The 16,369-nt window shown below is 43.1% G+C and carries 10 protein-coding genes; all 10 read left to right on the plus strand.

Annotated elements, in window-relative coordinates; translation table 11 throughout:
- Nucleotides 1–3 precede the first annotated feature (3 nt).
- The gene (gene malQ, locus QSH61_RS20400; RefSeq protein WP_206471995.1) at nucleotides 4–1,983 is read left to right on the plus strand and encodes a 4-alpha-glucanotransferase; all 1,980 of its coding nucleotides are present in this window, start codon (nucleotides 4–6) and stop codon (nucleotides 1,981–1,983) included.
- A complete protein-coding gene (gene glgB / locus QSH61_RS20405) occupies nucleotides 1,984–4,224 on the plus strand; it encodes a 1,4-alpha-glucan branching protein GlgB (RefSeq protein ID WP_206471997.1) in 2,241 nt (746 codons plus the stop codon). It begins immediately after the preceding gene.
- A complete protein-coding gene (gene glgX / locus QSH61_RS20410) occupies nucleotides 4,218–6,269 on the plus strand; it encodes a glycogen debranching protein GlgX (protein ID WP_174169233.1) in 2,052 nt (683 codons plus the stop codon). Before glgB ends, glgX begins: the two co-directional genes overlap by 7 nt.
- Nucleotides 6,262–8,745 carry a glycogen/starch/alpha-glucan phosphorylase gene (locus QSH61_RS20415; protein WP_010605395.1) on the plus strand — a complete coding sequence of 828 codons (2,484 nt, stop codon included), beginning with the start codon at nucleotides 6,262–6,264 and terminating at the stop codon, nucleotides 8,743–8,745. The genes glgX and QSH61_RS20415 overlap by 8 nt, the downstream gene beginning before the upstream one ends.
- Nucleotides 8,746–8,777: 32 nt before the next feature.
- Nucleotides 8,778–10,052: a glucose-1-phosphate adenylyltransferase gene (gene glgC / locus QSH61_RS20420; RefSeq protein WP_010372983.1), complete on the plus strand. Its 1,275-nt coding sequence runs from the start codon at nucleotides 8,778–8,780 to the stop codon at nucleotides 10,050–10,052.
- Nucleotides 10,053–10,068: 16 nt separating this feature from the next.
- A complete protein-coding gene (locus QSH61_RS20425; protein ID WP_206471999.1) occupies nucleotides 10,069–11,604 on the plus strand; it encodes a glycogen synthase in 1,536 nt (511 codons plus the stop codon).
- 258 nt (nucleotides 11,605–11,862) lie between these two features.
- Nucleotides 11,863–13,080, plus strand: coding sequence for an EAL and HDOD domain-containing protein (locus tag QSH61_RS20430; RefSeq protein WP_174169230.1), 1,218 nt, complete (start codon nucleotides 11,863–11,865; stop codon nucleotides 13,078–13,080).
- Nucleotides 13,080–14,177: a DUF418 domain-containing protein gene (locus QSH61_RS20435; RefSeq protein ID WP_227387912.1), complete on the plus strand. Its 1,098-nt coding sequence runs from the start codon at nucleotides 13,080–13,082 to the stop codon at nucleotides 14,175–14,177. Before QSH61_RS20430 ends, QSH61_RS20435 begins: the two co-directional genes overlap by 1 nt.
- The gene (locus QSH61_RS20440; RefSeq protein WP_174169229.1) at nucleotides 14,170–15,243 is read left to right on the plus strand and encodes an ABC transporter substrate-binding protein; all 1,074 of its coding nucleotides are present in this window, start codon (nucleotides 14,170–14,172) and stop codon (nucleotides 15,241–15,243) included. The genes QSH61_RS20435 and QSH61_RS20440 overlap by 8 nt, the downstream gene beginning before the upstream one ends.
- Before the next feature lie 65 nt (nucleotides 15,244–15,308).
- Nucleotides 15,309–16,295, plus strand: a complete 987-nt coding sequence (gene rluF, locus QSH61_RS20445) for a 23S rRNA pseudouridine(2604) synthase RluF (RefSeq protein WP_206472062.1) — start codon at nucleotides 15,309–15,311, stop codon at nucleotides 16,293–16,295.
- Nucleotides 16,296–16,369: the final 74 nt, after the last annotated feature.

The raw sequence follows: 16,369 nt of genomic DNA on the forward strand, positions 1-16,369 counted from the left end.
TAAATGGACAACATTGCTCAGCTTCTTTATCTCTATGGTATTGGTTATGAATACCATAAATACACGGGTGATCATGTGGTATTTGATCACCAAACTCGCCTACAGGCATTGCAGGAGTGCGGTGTTGATGTCAGCAATCTAGATGAAATAAATACGCTCAACTTTGAGTTGGATATTGCTAAGTGGTTAACGCCAGTTGAAGCCATTACTTTGGTTTGCAAAGAGATGCCAACTATTACGATAAGAGTGGATGCCGGCCTGCAAATTAACGAATTAACTGTGTCGATCCCCGCATTGGGTTATTGCTGTGTTTGCGATCCAAACAAGCAAGTAGTGATTGGGGATTACCGCTATCAAGATACACGTTATGTTCAACTTGAAGTGCCAATAAACGCGATTGAAGTCGGTTATCATAGCGCTGAGGTAATGTTAAATGGTGCGCGGTTCGAGACAGAACTTTGGGTGACGCCTAGAGAGTGTTATGACCCGATTGAACAACATAAAAAGCTCCTTGGATTGTCTATTCAGCTATATTCGTTAAAGCCTGCTGGCAGCAAGCTAAGTGCGGATTTTTATGAGCTAAAGCAATTAGTTGAGGCTAGCGCAGCTGAAGGGGTTGACTACATTTTGTTAAACCCACTGCATTTGTTGTTTGTTGAAGAACCAGAAAAAGCGAGCCCGTACAGCCCAAATGACCGCCGCCTACTGCACCCTTTTTACATTTCTATCGAGCTTTTGTGTGAACAATTTGGCTTAGATGTGAGTGTGTTCGCCGACTATCTAGACGTCTCAAAGAGTAACTTGAACGCGACATATCTTGATATGACTCACTGTATGGAAAGTAAGCTTAACGCGTTACGTTTTGCGTGGCAGTTATTGTGTGAACAAACTGGAGCGTGGCGTGCAGACTTTACTCGATTTTGCCAGGTTAAGCAGCAAGAGCTTAAGGCATTTGAGGACGATGACTTCGCTAAATTTTTACAATGGCTTGCGTTTGAACAATTAACGCAATGCCAGTCTTCGGCACTGAATGCCGGTATGGCTGTAGGTTTAATCAATGATTTAGCCGTTGGTTGTGCTGACGGCTCAAGTGAATACAACAGCAATAAAAGTTTGTATGCCGCACATGCTCGCGTGGGCGCGCCTCCAGACCCTTGGGCAGAGCTCGGTCAAAACTGGGGATTACCAGCGTTAAATCCCGTTAAGTTAAAAGCGCAGCGCTTTGCATTTTTTAAACAGCTGATCCAAGCGAACATCACCGGTGTTGGGGCATTAAGAATTGACCATGTGATGGGCCTAAGAAGGTTGTGGTGGTGCTTTTATCAAGATCAGCAGCAAACAGGTTGCTATGTATATTATCCATTTGAGTACCTTTTAGCGATCCTCAAAATTGAGTCTGTCAAACATCAAGTAATGATCATTGGTGAAGACTTAGGGGTTGTTCCAATCGAAATCAAAGAAGCAATGTCTGAGTCTCATATATACAGCAATATTCTTTTTTACTTCGAGAAGGATTATCACGGTCAGTTTTTAGCACCTACGCACTATAAGCACAATGCGTTACTCATGGTTGCTAACCATGACGTCCCGCCATTTTTTGGCTGGTGGAGCCATGATGACCTTAGGTTGAAGCGTGAATATCAGTTATTGAGCGAACCCCAACTAACAAAATCGGATGAAGAGCGAACATCCGAGCGAGAGAAGCTTTGTCATTGGCTTAGTCGCTATGGTGAGGTGAGTGTCAGCCTTGCGAGCGAAGCCCGTGATGTGTATCAGTCGCTTATCAATGTGCTCGCCAAGTCGCCTGCAAAAATGCTGACAATTCAGTTTGATGACCTCGACGAACAGAAGTTACCAGTGAATATTCCTGGTACTGACCAAGAGTACCCAAACTGGAGAAGGCGACTTAATCAGACATCAGCGGAAATTATTGCAAGTTCTCGGCCGCTGATCCGAGATGCGGTAACCAGCAGGAAAGAATAGATGAATACAAGAGCAAAAATAGAAGACGCCCAAGTAGATGACTACATCAGTCAACTAGCTGCTTTGGAAGCCGGTAAGTGTCGCGACCCATTTGCCTTCTTAGGGTTACACCAGCTAGATGCGAAGCGCTCAGTCGTGCGCTGTTTTATTCCAGGTGCGACAGAAGTTAAGGTGCTTACCAGCGATAGCAGCTATGCGCTTGAACGGTTTCGCAAAAGTGCGCTATTCACATTAGATTTTAAAGCGGATGACATCAGCAAAGATTACCTGCTTGAAGTGCACTACCCAGAGCAAACCGTCACTGCGAGGGATGTATATAGTTTTGAAAGTTGCTTGGCTGATGATGCCTTGTACTTATTCAATGAAGGAACACAAGCCCAAGCTTATGTGCATTTAGGAGCACATCAAGTAGAAATAGAGGGTGTAATTGGGTTTCGCTTTGGTGTTTGGGCGCCAAATGCGTTGTCTGTTTCTGTGATAGGTGAGTTTAACCATTGGCAGGCCGTGCAGCATCCAATGCGATTACACCCAGCCAGTGGTGTATGGGAGCTTTTTATTCCGGCACTGGAGGTAGACTGCTGCTATAAATTTGCAATTACTACATTTGAGGGTGAGCGCATAGAAAAGGCCGACCCCTTTGCATTTAAAATGGAACAAGCACCGGGCACGGCGAGTATAACTCAGGCTCGACCAGCCGCTTTCACATTGAGCCAAGCAGATCATGATAAAAAGGCGCTGCGTAATAAAATCAATGCACCCATTAGTATTTATGAGGTGCATTTGGGCTCTTGGAAACGCCGAGAGGAAGAAGGTAATCGCTATCTTACGTATCGAGAGTTAGCGGACGACCTTATCCCCTATGTAAAGGTACTGGGGTTTACTCATTTGCAACTGATGCCTATCAGTGAATATCCTTTTGATGGCTCCTGGGGTTACCAACCGGTGGGGTTATTCTCGCCAACCAGTCGCTTTGGTGGCGTTGAGGATTTTGCTTACTTCGTTGAGTGCTGTCATCGTGAAGAGCTCGGATTACTTATCGACTGGGTACCGGGACATTTCCCATCAGATCCCCATGGTTTACATAAATTTGATGGCACACACCTATTCGAACATGCTGATAAGCGGCAAGGGTTTCATCCAGATTGGAACACCTATATTTTTAACTACGACCGCGCTGAAGTAAAAAGCTTTTTGTTGTCGAATGCGATGTATTGGATAAAAGAATACGCCATCGATGGCTTAAGGGTGGATGCTGTGGCATCGATGCTTTATTTGGATTACAGCCGTAAGCATGGGGAATGGGTGCCAAATCAATATGGTGGCCGTGAAAATCTAGGTGCAATAGAATGCCTCAAATCAGTCAATACCAAATGTTATGGCGTTGATGAAGGTATAATGATGGTCGCTGAAGAATCCACAGCTTGGCCCGGTGTTACCCGCAGTGTTGAACACGATGGTTTGGGTTTTGGTTATAAGTGGAATATGGGGTGGATGAATGACACGCTAAACTATATGTCCAAAGACCCAATTCATCGCAAGTACCATCACCATGAAATGACCTTTTCGATGGTGTATGCCTATTCTGAAAATTACATATTGCCATTAAGTCACGATGAAGTGGTACATGGCAAAGGTGCGCTACTGAGCAAAATGCCAGGAGACGATTGGCAGCAATTCGCTAATTTACGTGCTTACTATGGCTTTATGTTTGCCCACCCAGGTAAAAAGTTGCTGTTCATGGGCGCTGAACTTGCCCCCCGAGAGGAGTGGGATCATAACCAACAACTCAACTGGAAATTGCTTGAAAGTGAAGCGCACCAAGGCGTGTATGAGTGTGTCAAAGCGCTCAATACGACCTATAAATCAACGCCGCAATTATTCGAGTGCGATAACAAATCAACAGGATTTAATTGGATTGATGGTGGGAATGCGGAGCAAAGCATATATAGTTTTGTACGCTATGGACGAGATGGTGTTACACCGCTGGTGGTGATAGCAAACTTTACGCCACAAACCCATTTTCAATTCCGCTTAGGCGTGCCGTCAGCGGGTGTGTATCAAGTTGTCTTAAACACGGATGACAAAGCATTTTGGGGGAGCGGCGTTGGAGTCGTTGCACATAAACAACAACTCATTGAATCGAAAAGCATAGCAAGCCATGGCCTTGAGCAAAGTATCGATATAACCGTTCCGCCTTTGGCAACCGTGTATTTGCAACTGATCTCTGGTGGCACATGCTAACCAGTTATCGCGGCGATCATCAATTATTGGGTGCAACGGCCAGTGATAAAGGCGTTAACTTTTGTGTTTATGCACCGAAAGCAAAACGCGTAACCCTGTGTCTGTTCGACAAAAGCGGCCATAGCGAAGTGAATCGGATAGGGATGTTTCGGCATGAGGGCGGAAATTGGTCACTGTTTATCGAGGGAGCACAAGTCGGAGACTTATATGGCTATCGTGTAGACGGAGAGTATAGTGCGGAAAAAGGGCTGCTTTTCAATGCTAATAAGTTACTCTTAGACCCATATTGTCGCGACTTTTTCGGTGAGTTTACTTGGAGTGAACGGCATTTTTGCCATTTGCCAGTAGGCCATTTAAACCCATCTGATAACGCCTGTGATATGCCAAAGAGTAAAGTGACGGCGATTGAGAAGTATCAAGGGAAGCGACCGAAGACTCCGTGGAGTAAAACGGTGATCTATGAATGTCATGTTAAAGGGGCAACTGTTAGGCACCCAGATATTCCAACTAAACACCAAGGAAAATATTTAGGGATTGCTGAACAAACCTTTATCGATCACCTCAAGCATATTGGTGTTACTGCGATTGAGCTGCTACCTGTGCATGCGTTTATCAACGAGCAATTTCTTACGACCAAAGGACTAAAAAATTATTGGGGATATAACAGCCTCAACTTTTTTACGCCACACAAAAGTTATCTCGTTAACGACGACATCAACGAATTTAAGGTAATGGTAGAGCGACTCCATCAAGCCGGCATTGAGGTTATTTTGGATGTGGTGTTTAACCATACTGCGGAAGGTGGTTTGGATGGCCCGACAATTAGCTTTAAAGGGTTTGATAACCTGACTTATTACAGTACCTTGCCGAGTAAGCCCAATGTCTACATTAATGACACGGGCTGTGGAAACACAATGAATATCTCGAATCCAGTGGTATTAAGACTTGTCTTGGACAGCTTGCGCTATTGGGTGGAATACATGGGGGTGGACGGTTTTCGCTTTGATTTGGCGACGATCCTTGCTCGTCAAGCCTCGGGATTTTCAAATCAACATGCATTTTTGCAAGCGATCCATCAAGACCCAGTGCTTAGCAAAGTAAAACTGATTGCCGAGCCTTGGGATATTGGTCCTGGTGGGTATCAACTTGGACAATTTCCTTCTCCGTGGCGTGAGTGGAATGATAAATATCGAGATACAGTTAGGCGCTTCTGGCGTGGTGATGAGGGAGTATTGCCAGAGCTTGCGATGCGTATTCATGGTTCCAGTGATCTGTTTGAACATAACTTACGGGGTCCTTTGAACTCCATAAATTTTCTTACCAGTCATGACGGCTTCTCATTGTTTGATTGGACGGCTTACGAGCATAAACACAATGAAGCAAACGGTGAGGCAAATAGAGACGGCCACAGTGAAAACTTTTCATTTAATTGTGGGGTAGAAGGATTCAGTGCCGATCCTCAAATCAATGAATTGCGTCTCAGTATGCAGAAAAATGCATTACTCACTTTGTTTTTATCCAAAGGGATCCCGATGATTTGTGCGGGAACCGAAATGGCACATACGCAAAGTGGCAACAATAATGCTTACTGCCAAGACAACTGCACTAGCTGGCTGGCATGGAAAAACCACCAGCAACACCATACTTTAACTTTTTTTATCCAAGATTTACTTGCGCTTCGTAAGCAATTTGCCGCGTTTTCTCACTCATTTTATGTCCATGACAGTGACAGTCGTTTTGCGGTGAATTGGTTTAATGAACAAGCAAAGCCGTTATCGCCTGAACAATGGCGAGAGCCGAGCCGCAAATGGTTGAGTTACACCATTACTGATCAGCAGTTAGGGCAAAGCTTATTGATAATATTGAACGCCAGTGAAAGTGCATTGCAAATAAAGCTGCCATTTAGTGCATTTTCATCTCATTGGCAGCAAGCAATCACCACCGCGGTTGAGCCGCAAAGACCAGAGTTAGATTCTTATTTACAGGTTCCAGCTAAGTCAGCATGGATATTTACATCAATCAAAGGGGATGAAAAGCATGGCTAATAAAAGTGCGCCAGTATGCGTGGTAAAACATTGGCAAGATGCACCAAAGATAGATGAAAACACCTTGAGTGATGATTTGACTCGTCACTTTTACTACACCTTAGGTCGAGACAAAGTAGGAGAGTCGCGACTGTATTTGTACCATGCATTAGCCTTGACCATTCGTGACCGATTAGTCGCCCGTTGCCGAGCAACCAAAGAGCACATAAAGAGTAAAAAGACGCGTAAAGCAGCTTATCTCTCGCTGGAATTTTTAATGGGTAGAGCACTGTCTAATGCGGTGTTAAATCTAGACTTAGAAGAACAAGTTCAAGCGGCATTACAAGAATACTGTACTGAGCTTGAAGAGGTCGCGCAGGCTGAACATGATGCAGGTCTTGGTAATGGTGGTTTAGGCCGCCTTGCAGCTTGTTTTTTGGATAGTTGTGCTTCATTAGCCCTTCCTGTTGTTGGTTACGGTTTACGTTACGAATTTGGGATGTTTAACCAAACCTGTGAACAGGGTCACCAAGTAGAGCAGCCTGATAACTGGCTCCGTGAAGGCCATCCATGGGAGCTTGCCGCACCAGAACAAGCCCGCAGAGTTAAGTTTTTTGGTCATGTTGAAGTACATACCGACAAAAATGGTAGGCAGCATCATGAATGGCTTGATACGCAAGATATTCTCGCCGTGCCTTACGACGTTCCTGTGCCTGGATATCGTAATGAGGTGGTAAATACATTAAGGCTATGGAAATCAGAGGCGACCGATGAGTTTGACCTCAACGAATTTAATGCCGGTAGTTATTCAGAAGCAGTGGCGAAGAAGAATCTCGCTGAGCAGATAACGATGGTCCTGTATCCCAATGATGCCAGTGAAAATGGCAAAGAACTGAGATTAAGGCAGCAGTACTTTTTATCCAGCGCGAGCTTGCAAGACGTGATTGCAACTTGGGTTGAGCAATATGGCGATGATTTCAGTGATTTTGCGGATTATCACGTATTCCAACTCAATGATACCCATCCCAGTATTGCCGTAGCTGAGCTAATGCGTATTTTATTAGACGATTACGAGCTGGAATGGGATGCCGCGTGGAAGATAACGACATCAACCATGGCATATACCAATCATACTTTATTGCCTGAAGCATTAGAGCGCTGGTCTGTGAGTTTATTTGAGCGCTTGTTACCAAGGTTGCTAGAAATTATCTATGAGATCAATGCCCGCTTTTTGTCGGAAGTTGCACTTAAATGGCCCGGTGATATCGAAAAGCAGCGCGCGCTGTCACTCATTGAGGAGTCTAGCCATCCTCAAATTCGCATGGCGTATCTTGCGATTGTAGGTAGTTATTCTGTCAATGGTGTTGCTGCACTTCATACCGAGTTATTAAAAGCTGGCTTGTTTAACGATTTCTATCAACTGTGCCCAGAGAAGTTTAATAATAAAACCAACGGTGTGACGCCAAGGCGCTGGTTATCGCATTGTAATCCAGAACTGGCACGATTGATTAGCGATAAAATTGGCGACGGGTGGCAAGCTGATTTTTCTAAAATTAGTGAACTACGTCGTTTTTACGATAACCACGCCTTCCAAAAGCAATGGTTAACAGTCAAACAAAACAACAAACAACGTCTTGCTGAGCTAATTGCTCATGAATGTCAGGTAGAGTTTGACCCAACTATGATGTTTGATGTTCAGGTCAAACGTATTCATGAATACAAGCGTCAGTTGCTTAACGTATTGCACGTTATCCATCTTTACGATCGGATCTGTCGTGGCGATGTGGCAGAGCTTGTTCCTCGTTGCGTACTGTTTGGAGGTAAGGCTGCACCCGGTTATTACATGGCGAAGAAGATCATTAAATTAATAAATAATGTTGCCAATGTTATCAACAATGACCCCGCGGCGAGGCCCTATCTTCGAGTGGCTTTCATGCCCAATTACAATGTCTCAAAAATGGAAGTGATTTGTCCTGCAACAGACTTATCAGAGCAAATTTCAACCGCTGGAAAAGAAGCGTCTGGCACAGGCAACATGAAGTTTATGATGAATGGCGCGATCACCATAGGTACTTTAGATGGTGCAAATATTGAAATACGAGAATGCGTTGGTGCAGACAACTTTTACTTATTTGGTGTAACTGCTGAACAAGCACAGCAAGTGCGCCAAAATTATCAGCCCCTTAAGATAATAGAAAGCAACAATGACCTTAAACGTGTTATGGCTTTGCTCGAAAGTGGTCACTTTAACCTATTTGAGCCTAATATCTTTGATGACGTAATCAACTCAATTAAGAGTAGTACCGATCCTTGGTTAGTGGCACAAGATTTTCCTTCCTATGTTGAGAGCCAGGAGCATGCGGCTCAAGCATATAAAGACAAGGAACATTGGCTGCGCATGAGTATTCTCAATACCGCAGCAAGTGGAAAATTTTCTAGCGATAGAACAATTCAAGATTACAGCGATGATATTTGGCGCTTGAGCCCAATGCAGTAGTCACCGCAAAAAAGTTATGGAGAGAAGAAATAATGCCTAATTATGCGAATCGTTATATTAGTACCCTCACTCGAGAAACATATGCTTTAATACTTGCGGGTGGAAGAGGTTCGCGCCTTCACGAGCTCACCAATTGGCGAGCGAAACCCGCTGTTTATTTTGGCGGCAAACATCGAATTATCGATTTCCCACTGTCTAACTGCATTAACTCAGGGATCCGACGGGTTGGTATTGCCACGCAGTATAAGTCGCACTCCCTTATTCGCCATGTTAATCGCGCATGGGGACACTTTAAAAAGGAACTTGGAGAATCTGTAGAAATATTGCCAGCATCACAGCGATATGGTGATGAGTGGTACTGCGGCACAGCAGATGCAGTTTTCCAGAATATGGATATTATTCGTCATGAGCTTCCCAAATACGTTATGATCTTATCGGGTGATCATGTTTACAGAATGGATTACGGTGGCTTACTTGCAAAGCACGTTGAGACAGGTGCAGATATGACCGTATGTTGTATTGAAGTGCCTTGTGAAGAAGCAGCGAAAACGTTTGGTGTAATGACTGTGGATGAAAGCAACCGTGTGCGTCGCTTTGATGAAAAGCCGGTAGATCCGACGTCAATCCCTGGAAAGCCAGGTGTATGTTTGGCGTCTATGGGGAACTATGTGTTTAACACTGAGTTTTTATTCGAGCAGTTAAAAAAGGATGCGGAACGAGAAGGGTCTGGTCGTGACTTTGGTCATGATATTATCCCATCCATCATAGAAGAGCATAATGTATATGCGTATCCATTTTGCGACCCATCACATGAAGGGCAGCCGTATTGGCGAGATGTAGGGACGCTTGACTCATTCTGGGAAGCAAATATGGAGCTGGTTTCTCCTGAACCACAACTTGATCTCTATGATCCTCATTGGCCAATTTGGACTTATCAGGAACAGCTACCACCAGCTAAATTTATATTTGATGATGATGATAGACGCGGTATGGCCGTAGACTCGACGGTTTCTGGTGGCTGTATTATTTCTGGTTCTAAAGTTAAGCGTTCATTGCTGTTTTCCAATGTGCATGTTCACTCGTATTGTGAAATTGAAGGAGCCGTTGTGTTGCCTGGTGCCAAAATCGGGCGTAACTGCAAAATCAAAAACGCAATCATTGACCGCAGTTGTCAAATACCAGAGGGGATGACAATTGGTTACGATACTGACCTAGACAAAGAGAATGGCTTTAGAGTGTCGAATAAGGGGATCGTATTGGTGACCCGAGATATGCTCGCAGAGCTTGCGGAAAAAAATAATAAATGATCCATGTAGAGGTACTATGCATGTAATTTTAGTGGCAGCCGAAAACGATCGGTTGCCAAATTGTAAGGTGGGGGGCGTCGCAGATGTAATACGCGACGTACCTTATGCATTGGCGCAGCTTGGCATTAAAGTATCGGTAGTCACACCCGATTATGGCCAAGCTGCTTTAAATCGAAACTTAGTCGCTGATATTGCCGTCCCTTTTCGTCAACACCTAGAAACGGCGACTCTTTGGTCTGTTGAAGAAAGTGACAATGTCACTCAGTATGTCATTTCACACTCATTGTTTAGTGAGCATCACGGCGCTATTTACTGTAATGATCCTCACCAGCCCTTTGCGACAGATGCAAATCGATTTGCGTTTTTTAGTGCGGCAGTTGCTGAACTTATTGAACATGAGTTGATAGCTGAGATAGATGTTGTACACCTACATGACTGGCACGCTGCTGTCGTTGCTGTACTTCGTCAGTTTAGTCCAAGATTCAAACGCTTAAAGGCGCTAAGGACAGTCTATACTGTGCATAACCTTGCGCTTCAAGGGATCCGGCCTTTTAATCATGACTTTTCTAGCCTTGAGTCTTGGTTTCCGACACTCACCTATGATGGGCTCAGTATTTGCGATCCTAAATATCCTCACTGCTTTAATCCGATGCGAGCGGCTATTAATCTTTCAGACAAAGTGCATGTTGTTTCTCCTAACTATGCCAAAGAAGTGATGATCCCGAGTCATCCTGAGCTTGGTTTTTTTGGTGGCGAAGGGTTAGAAAGTGACATGCAGCATGCGTCTCATGAAGGACGGTTAGCAGGTATTTTAAACGGTTGTGTGTATGATGAGTCAGGTGACGAAGAGAATCTAATTTTTGCTGACTATTTGGCGCTTGCTGAGCAGCATGTGTTTCAATGGATGGCAAAATCAAGCCAAGTATTGTCTCGGTTTTACATTGCTCATCAGCGCATACTCGCTTGGCGTGACGAAGCCTTTAGCGGCAAGCTAATTACAAGTGTTGGTCGTCTCACCGATCAAAAAGCACTTATTTTAAGACAGCCTACCCAATCAGGCATTGTGCTCGATGACATTGCAAAAATAGCCAAGCACCAAGGAGCACGTATTGTGATTGTAGGCTCTGGTGACCCAAGTCTTGAGCAGCTATTTACCGAAGTAATGGCACGCCATAACAATGTCTTGTTTTTAAATGGTTATGGTAAAGCACTCGGCGAGCAACTGTACCCATTAGGTGATTTGTTTTTAATGCCAAGCTCCTTTGAGCCTTGTGGTATCAGCCAAATGCTTGCGATGCGCGCTGGACAACCTTGTATCGTACATAAAGTGGGTGGACTATATGATACGGTAAAACACAATGAAACAGGCTATTGCTTTGAAGGGGAAACACTCGCAGAGCAAGGTAATCAGTTTATTGCGATTTTTGAATTAGCACTTGCTGATCTGATAGGAGATTGCGAAAAATATCAACAACTCAGGCTGCAAGCTCGTATGCAGCGCTTTGACTGGTCTGATGTTGCACAAAAATACTGCGAACAATTATATAGATAGAAAAAACGTAGATAAAAAAATTTTCGCATCTGTGTTAAGTATTTAGCAATTGGCTCAGTTGCTAAACAAAAAACTAGGTCAAAGGTATCAAAAGATAGCTTTGGCCTTTCTTTTTTGTCATTTTGCATTATCTTTTAAGCTATTATTTTGATTCTTAATAGCTTAGGTTGATTTTCTTTATCATCATAAAGGGTTAAAATCTAAAAATTGCTAAACCAAAAGTGCGATTGTTCACTTTAGGTACGAAGGAGTTTTTGTTTGAAGGTTTTTGTGGCCCGCCAAGCCATATTTAATCGTAAAAAACAAGTTGTTGCATACGAATTGTTGTTTCGCGATGGTGTAAAAAATAGCTTTCCAAATATTGCAGATGATGCAGCGACAGCCAAGCTGATAATGAATAATCAACTTAACCTCGGCATGCGATATCTCACTTCGGGAAAGAAAGCGCTAATTAATATTGGTCCAGACTCATTACGTCAGGAGCTGTGTGAGTTTCTCCCAGCAAGTGATGTGATCTTAGAACTATTGGAGACTATTCCGCCAACAAAACAAAATTATGAGCGGATAAGAGGCTTATTTCACAGCAACTTTAGACTCGCGTTAGACGATTTTGAATACTCAAAAGAATGGGAACCTTTCTTAAAGCTCGTAAGGTTGATTAAGTTCGACGTCATGGAAAACCCGCTGGACACTATAGTGCCAGTGATTGACATGATTAAAGAGCGAAAGAACATTAAACTACTTGCGGAAAAAGTCGAAACCGAAGAAGAATTCGAGCAAGCTAAAAAGATGGGATTTCAGTTCTTTCAAGGCTACTTCTTTGCAAAACCAAAAATGATTGAGCAAAAAGACATTACTATCAATTATGTGATAGTCATGCTCATTTATGAAGAAGCACTCAAACCGAATATGAGTATTACGCGATTAGCCGAGTTGTTTGCTCAGGACACTGCGCTTGCGTATAAACTGCTAAGGCTTATTAATTCCGGCGTATTTCCGATCAAAAGTCGTATCGAATCTTTAAAGCAAGCCCTGGTATATTTAGGAAACGAGCGTGTAAAAAAGTTTGTAAACTTAATTATGACAGCCCACGTAGCCGAGGGAAAACCGACAGAATTAACACGCCTTTCTATCGTTCGTTCACGGTTTTGTGAACTTATCGCACAGCAAATATCGCCAGGGCTTGCCAATATGAGCTTTATGACAGGGTTATTTTCTCTGCTTGATGCCATTCTTGACAGGCCAATGGAGCAGGTTGTAAACAAGCTACCTTTTCCTGAGCAACTCCATGATGCTTTGATAGGCAAACCCAACACACTATATTATATTTTAAATATCGTTAGAGCCTATGAGTCTGGAAGCTGGTGGACTCTGCAGGATGCGTGCAGTTATTTAAACTATAAAGACGAAAACCTTCCTGATTTTCATGCCGCTGCGATAAACTGGGCTGATATGTATAAAAACCGTGTGTATTGATGAATAGAATTATTGCGATGGATGCGATCCGCGGGTTCGCGCTGCTTGGCTTGCTTTCCATGAATATGGTGCATATGGCCAATTTTGAGTTGGGTTATGTACCAGCTCAAACTGCCCACTATCTTGATCCGTTCTTCGCAATGGTTAACAGTATTTTCTTTGATGGTCGATTCAGAACCTTATTTGCCATGTTATTTGGGGCGGCATTGTGCATTCAGGTAGCAAAGACAGATGATCAGAGCCTTGCAAGACATCGACTAACATGGTTAATGGTTTTCGGTGTGTTACACGGTCTGTTGGTTTGGCCTGGAGATATTTTATTTAATTATGCGTTGAGTGGATTTGTAGCGCTACGATTTATAGATGCGAGCGACAAAAAGCTAAACCGCTATGCGATTGGATTCATTTTAGTCCCTTCTATTGCTATCAGCTTATTGCTATTAATTGATCCAGAACCACAAATAAATAGAACTTCAGAAGTCTACCTCGAGTTTTTGCAGCAAATTCCAGCAAGCTACTTAGAACTACTCATCCTTAATAGCCTGTACTTTATCATTATTAGTTTGCTTATCCCGGTTATTACTTTGTGGTATACCGCCGGGTTAATGCTACTTGGTATGCGTTTATATCGAAGTGGAATGTTTGATTTAGAGCGTACTGAACCTATTCATAAAATTAATTTGTTTGCCGTTGTAGCCATTATTTTGTCATTTGTAGGCTTTGTTCTTGAGCGTAAGCTAGGCGTCGAGTTTTTTGAAGGAATAGATTGGATCCTTGCGATACCCGTTGCGTTGTTTTATGTCGTTGTAATTAAGGCGGCAATGCGAGGTGCAAAACATCAACTTTGGAGTTTACAATGTGTTGGGCGCCTAGCGCTTTCGTTTTATCTTCTCCAGTCAATTGTGTTTGTAAGCTATTTTTACTTTATAAACCCGAACGCTATCAGCACTTGGGAGCGGGTGGATTATTTCTCGGCATTTGTAATTGCGTCTATAATTCAATTAGCCCTTGCGTCTATTTATTTTAAGTTGTTTAAGCAAGGCCCATTTGAGAAGTTATTGAAGTTGCTAGTAATACGAAGAGCCCGCTATGATTAAAAAAGTACTAATTGGGGTAGTGCTATGGATGGTGTGTTTTAGTGTTGATGCTAAACAGTCTTTAAATGTCTTGTTTGTTAATCCTTCTGTGCCTGGTGAACCATTTTGGCAGCGCGTCCAAGGCATTACAGAAGCGGCAGCGGATCAATTCGATATTAGATTAGATGTGATCTATGGAGAAGGAAACCGAATTATACAGCTTGCTGAGCTTAAAAAATATTTGAGTTATCGTGCTACTCCCGATTATGTCATCCTTATTAATTATCCTGGTGGTGCCGAGGAAAGCCTAAAGCTTTTAGAAAAATATGGTATCAATCATATTACTTTAGAAGAAACGATTTCTGGCCCTGAAAGGCAAGCGATTGGTAATCCAAAAGAACACTATAAGTATTGGCTTGGGGAAGTGCATCACGATAATGACCAAGCCGGTTACGATTTGGCAAAGCAGCTATACCAACAAGCTAAAACTAACGGTCATGAGACAATTTACCCTATTGCTATCAATGGTCACTATGGCACAGAGTCAGATATTAGAAGTAACGGTGCAAAGCGCTTTTTTGATGAAGTTGGCGTGGTGGTTCAGCAAACTGTCTACGCCGGCTGGTCAAAAGAACAAGCGCTTGATAAGACTAAGAAATTGTTGCACCGCTATCCAAAAACAAACCTTATTTGGTGTGCGTCAGATTTGATGGCGATGGGAGCTATCACCGCAGCAGCATCAAGCACCTCACAAATAGTGTTTGGTGGATTTGATTGGTTGTCTGACACTTTTGAGCTTATTGAACACAATGAGATGCAAGCATCCGTTGGTGGACACTTTATGATGGGGGCTTGGGCGTTGATTTCGGTGTACGATCATTATTATGGGCACCCTTTTTGGAAGGATAACACTGAACTTGCGTTTGATTTAACTGTGATCACCAAGGAAAATCTAGCTGACTATTACTGGATAAAGTCAGCGAAAAACTGGCAATCTATCGATTACAAGACAATGAGTCTTAGAGGAAAGCCTAAAGAGCAGTATCATTTTTCTCCTGAGCTATTAAGAAAAAGTTTGCAAAAGTAGAAATGCAGTAGTGTAAAGTGGTTGAAGCGATTACAATACGGGTTTTTACTCAAAGTGGTTGTATCGTGACAGAGCAAAAGCGCCTCAATAAATACATCAGTGAAACTGGATTCTGCAGTCGTCGAGAAGCTGATGACTTAATCGCCTCAGGCCGTGTCAAAGTAAATGGAATTCTACCAGAAATGGGCACCAAAGTGTCTGATGCTGACACTATCATCATTGATGGTAAGCCTTTGAAAGCAAAGCCAAAGGCTGTATTTATTGCTTATAATAAACCTGTTGGTGTAACTTGTACCACCGAGCGAAAAATCAGAAGCAATATTGTCAGTGCAATCAACTATCCTGAGCGTATTTTCCCTATTGGTCGCTTAGACCGTCCATCCGAAGGATTAATTTTCTTGACCAACCAAGGCGATATGGTCAATAAAATCCTTCGCGCCGGCAATAACCATGAAAAAGAATATGAGGTTGTGGTCGATAGGCCCATTGATGAGCGCTTTGTAAAACGTATGTCCTCAGGTGTTCCAATCCTTGGCACTGTCACAAAGCCTTGTAAAGTTCGTAAAACCGGGGCTAAGTCATTTACCATTGTATTGACCCAAGGCTTAAATCGTCAAATTCGCAGAATGTGTGAATATCTAGGATTTGAAGTAACACACCTTAAACGTATTCGGATAATGAATATCGATCTAACTGGCCTTAGCTCTGGTAAGTGGCGTCACCTTAGCGAAGACGAAATGCGAGCGATTAATCACGCCACAGAGTCATCGAGTAAAACGCAAGAGGCATCAGCGGGTGCTGGTGCGGGAAAACAGCATGATAAGCCTAGAAGTGAAGTTAGTGAGGTTGGTCGTCCAAAGCAAGATAGGCGAGCGCATAACAGCAAAGATCGAACAACTGAACTCGACAACCAAAATAGCGTTAAGCCTAAGCCAAAAACGCGAAATGGTGAACAAAATCACAGTCACAACAAACGTAAGTCAAGCCCAAAGCCCAATGCTAAGCCTGCAAAAAGGGTCAAAGGTACTTTGTCCTTAAATAAGAATAAGTGACCTGAAGTTCGGAAATTAAGCAAAGAGTAGGGCAATGTAAAGCCCCTTGACAGCTTAATTAGAATGGGCAAAAC

Origin of the sequence: Pseudoalteromonas sp. JC3 (assembly GCF_030291895.1) — a bacterium.
GTDB lineage: Bacteria > Pseudomonadota > Gammaproteobacteria > Enterobacterales > Alteromonadaceae > Pseudoalteromonas.

Bases quoted from the DNA above. Each gene is read 5' to 3' on its own strand.
- QSH61_RS20440 (WP_174169229.1), top strand. From the start codon at position 14,170: ATGATTAAAAAAGTACTAATTGGGGTAGTGCTATGGATGGTGTGTTTT.
- glgC (WP_010372983.1), top strand. From the start codon at position 8,778: ATGCCTAATTATGCGAATCGTTATATTAGTACCCTCACTCGAGAAACA.
- glgX (WP_174169233.1), top strand. From the start codon at position 4,218: ATGCTAACCAGTTATCGCGGCGATCATCAATTATTGGGTGCAACGGCC.
- glgB (WP_206471997.1), top strand. From the start codon at position 1,984: ATGAATACAAGAGCAAAAATAGAAGACGCCCAAGTAGATGACTACATC.
- malQ (WP_206471995.1), top strand. From the start codon at position 4: ATGGACAACATTGCTCAGCTTCTTTATCTCTATGGTATTGGTTATGAA.
- QSH61_RS20415 (WP_010605395.1), top strand. From the start codon at position 6,262: ATGGCTAATAAAAGTGCGCCAGTATGCGTGGTAAAACATTGGCAAGAT.
- QSH61_RS20435 (WP_227387912.1), top strand. From the start codon at position 13,080: ATGAATAGAATTATTGCGATGGATGCGATCCGCGGGTTCGCGCTGCTT.
- QSH61_RS20425 (WP_206471999.1), top strand. From the start codon at position 10,069: ATGCATGTAATTTTAGTGGCAGCCGAAAACGATCGGTTGCCAAATTGT.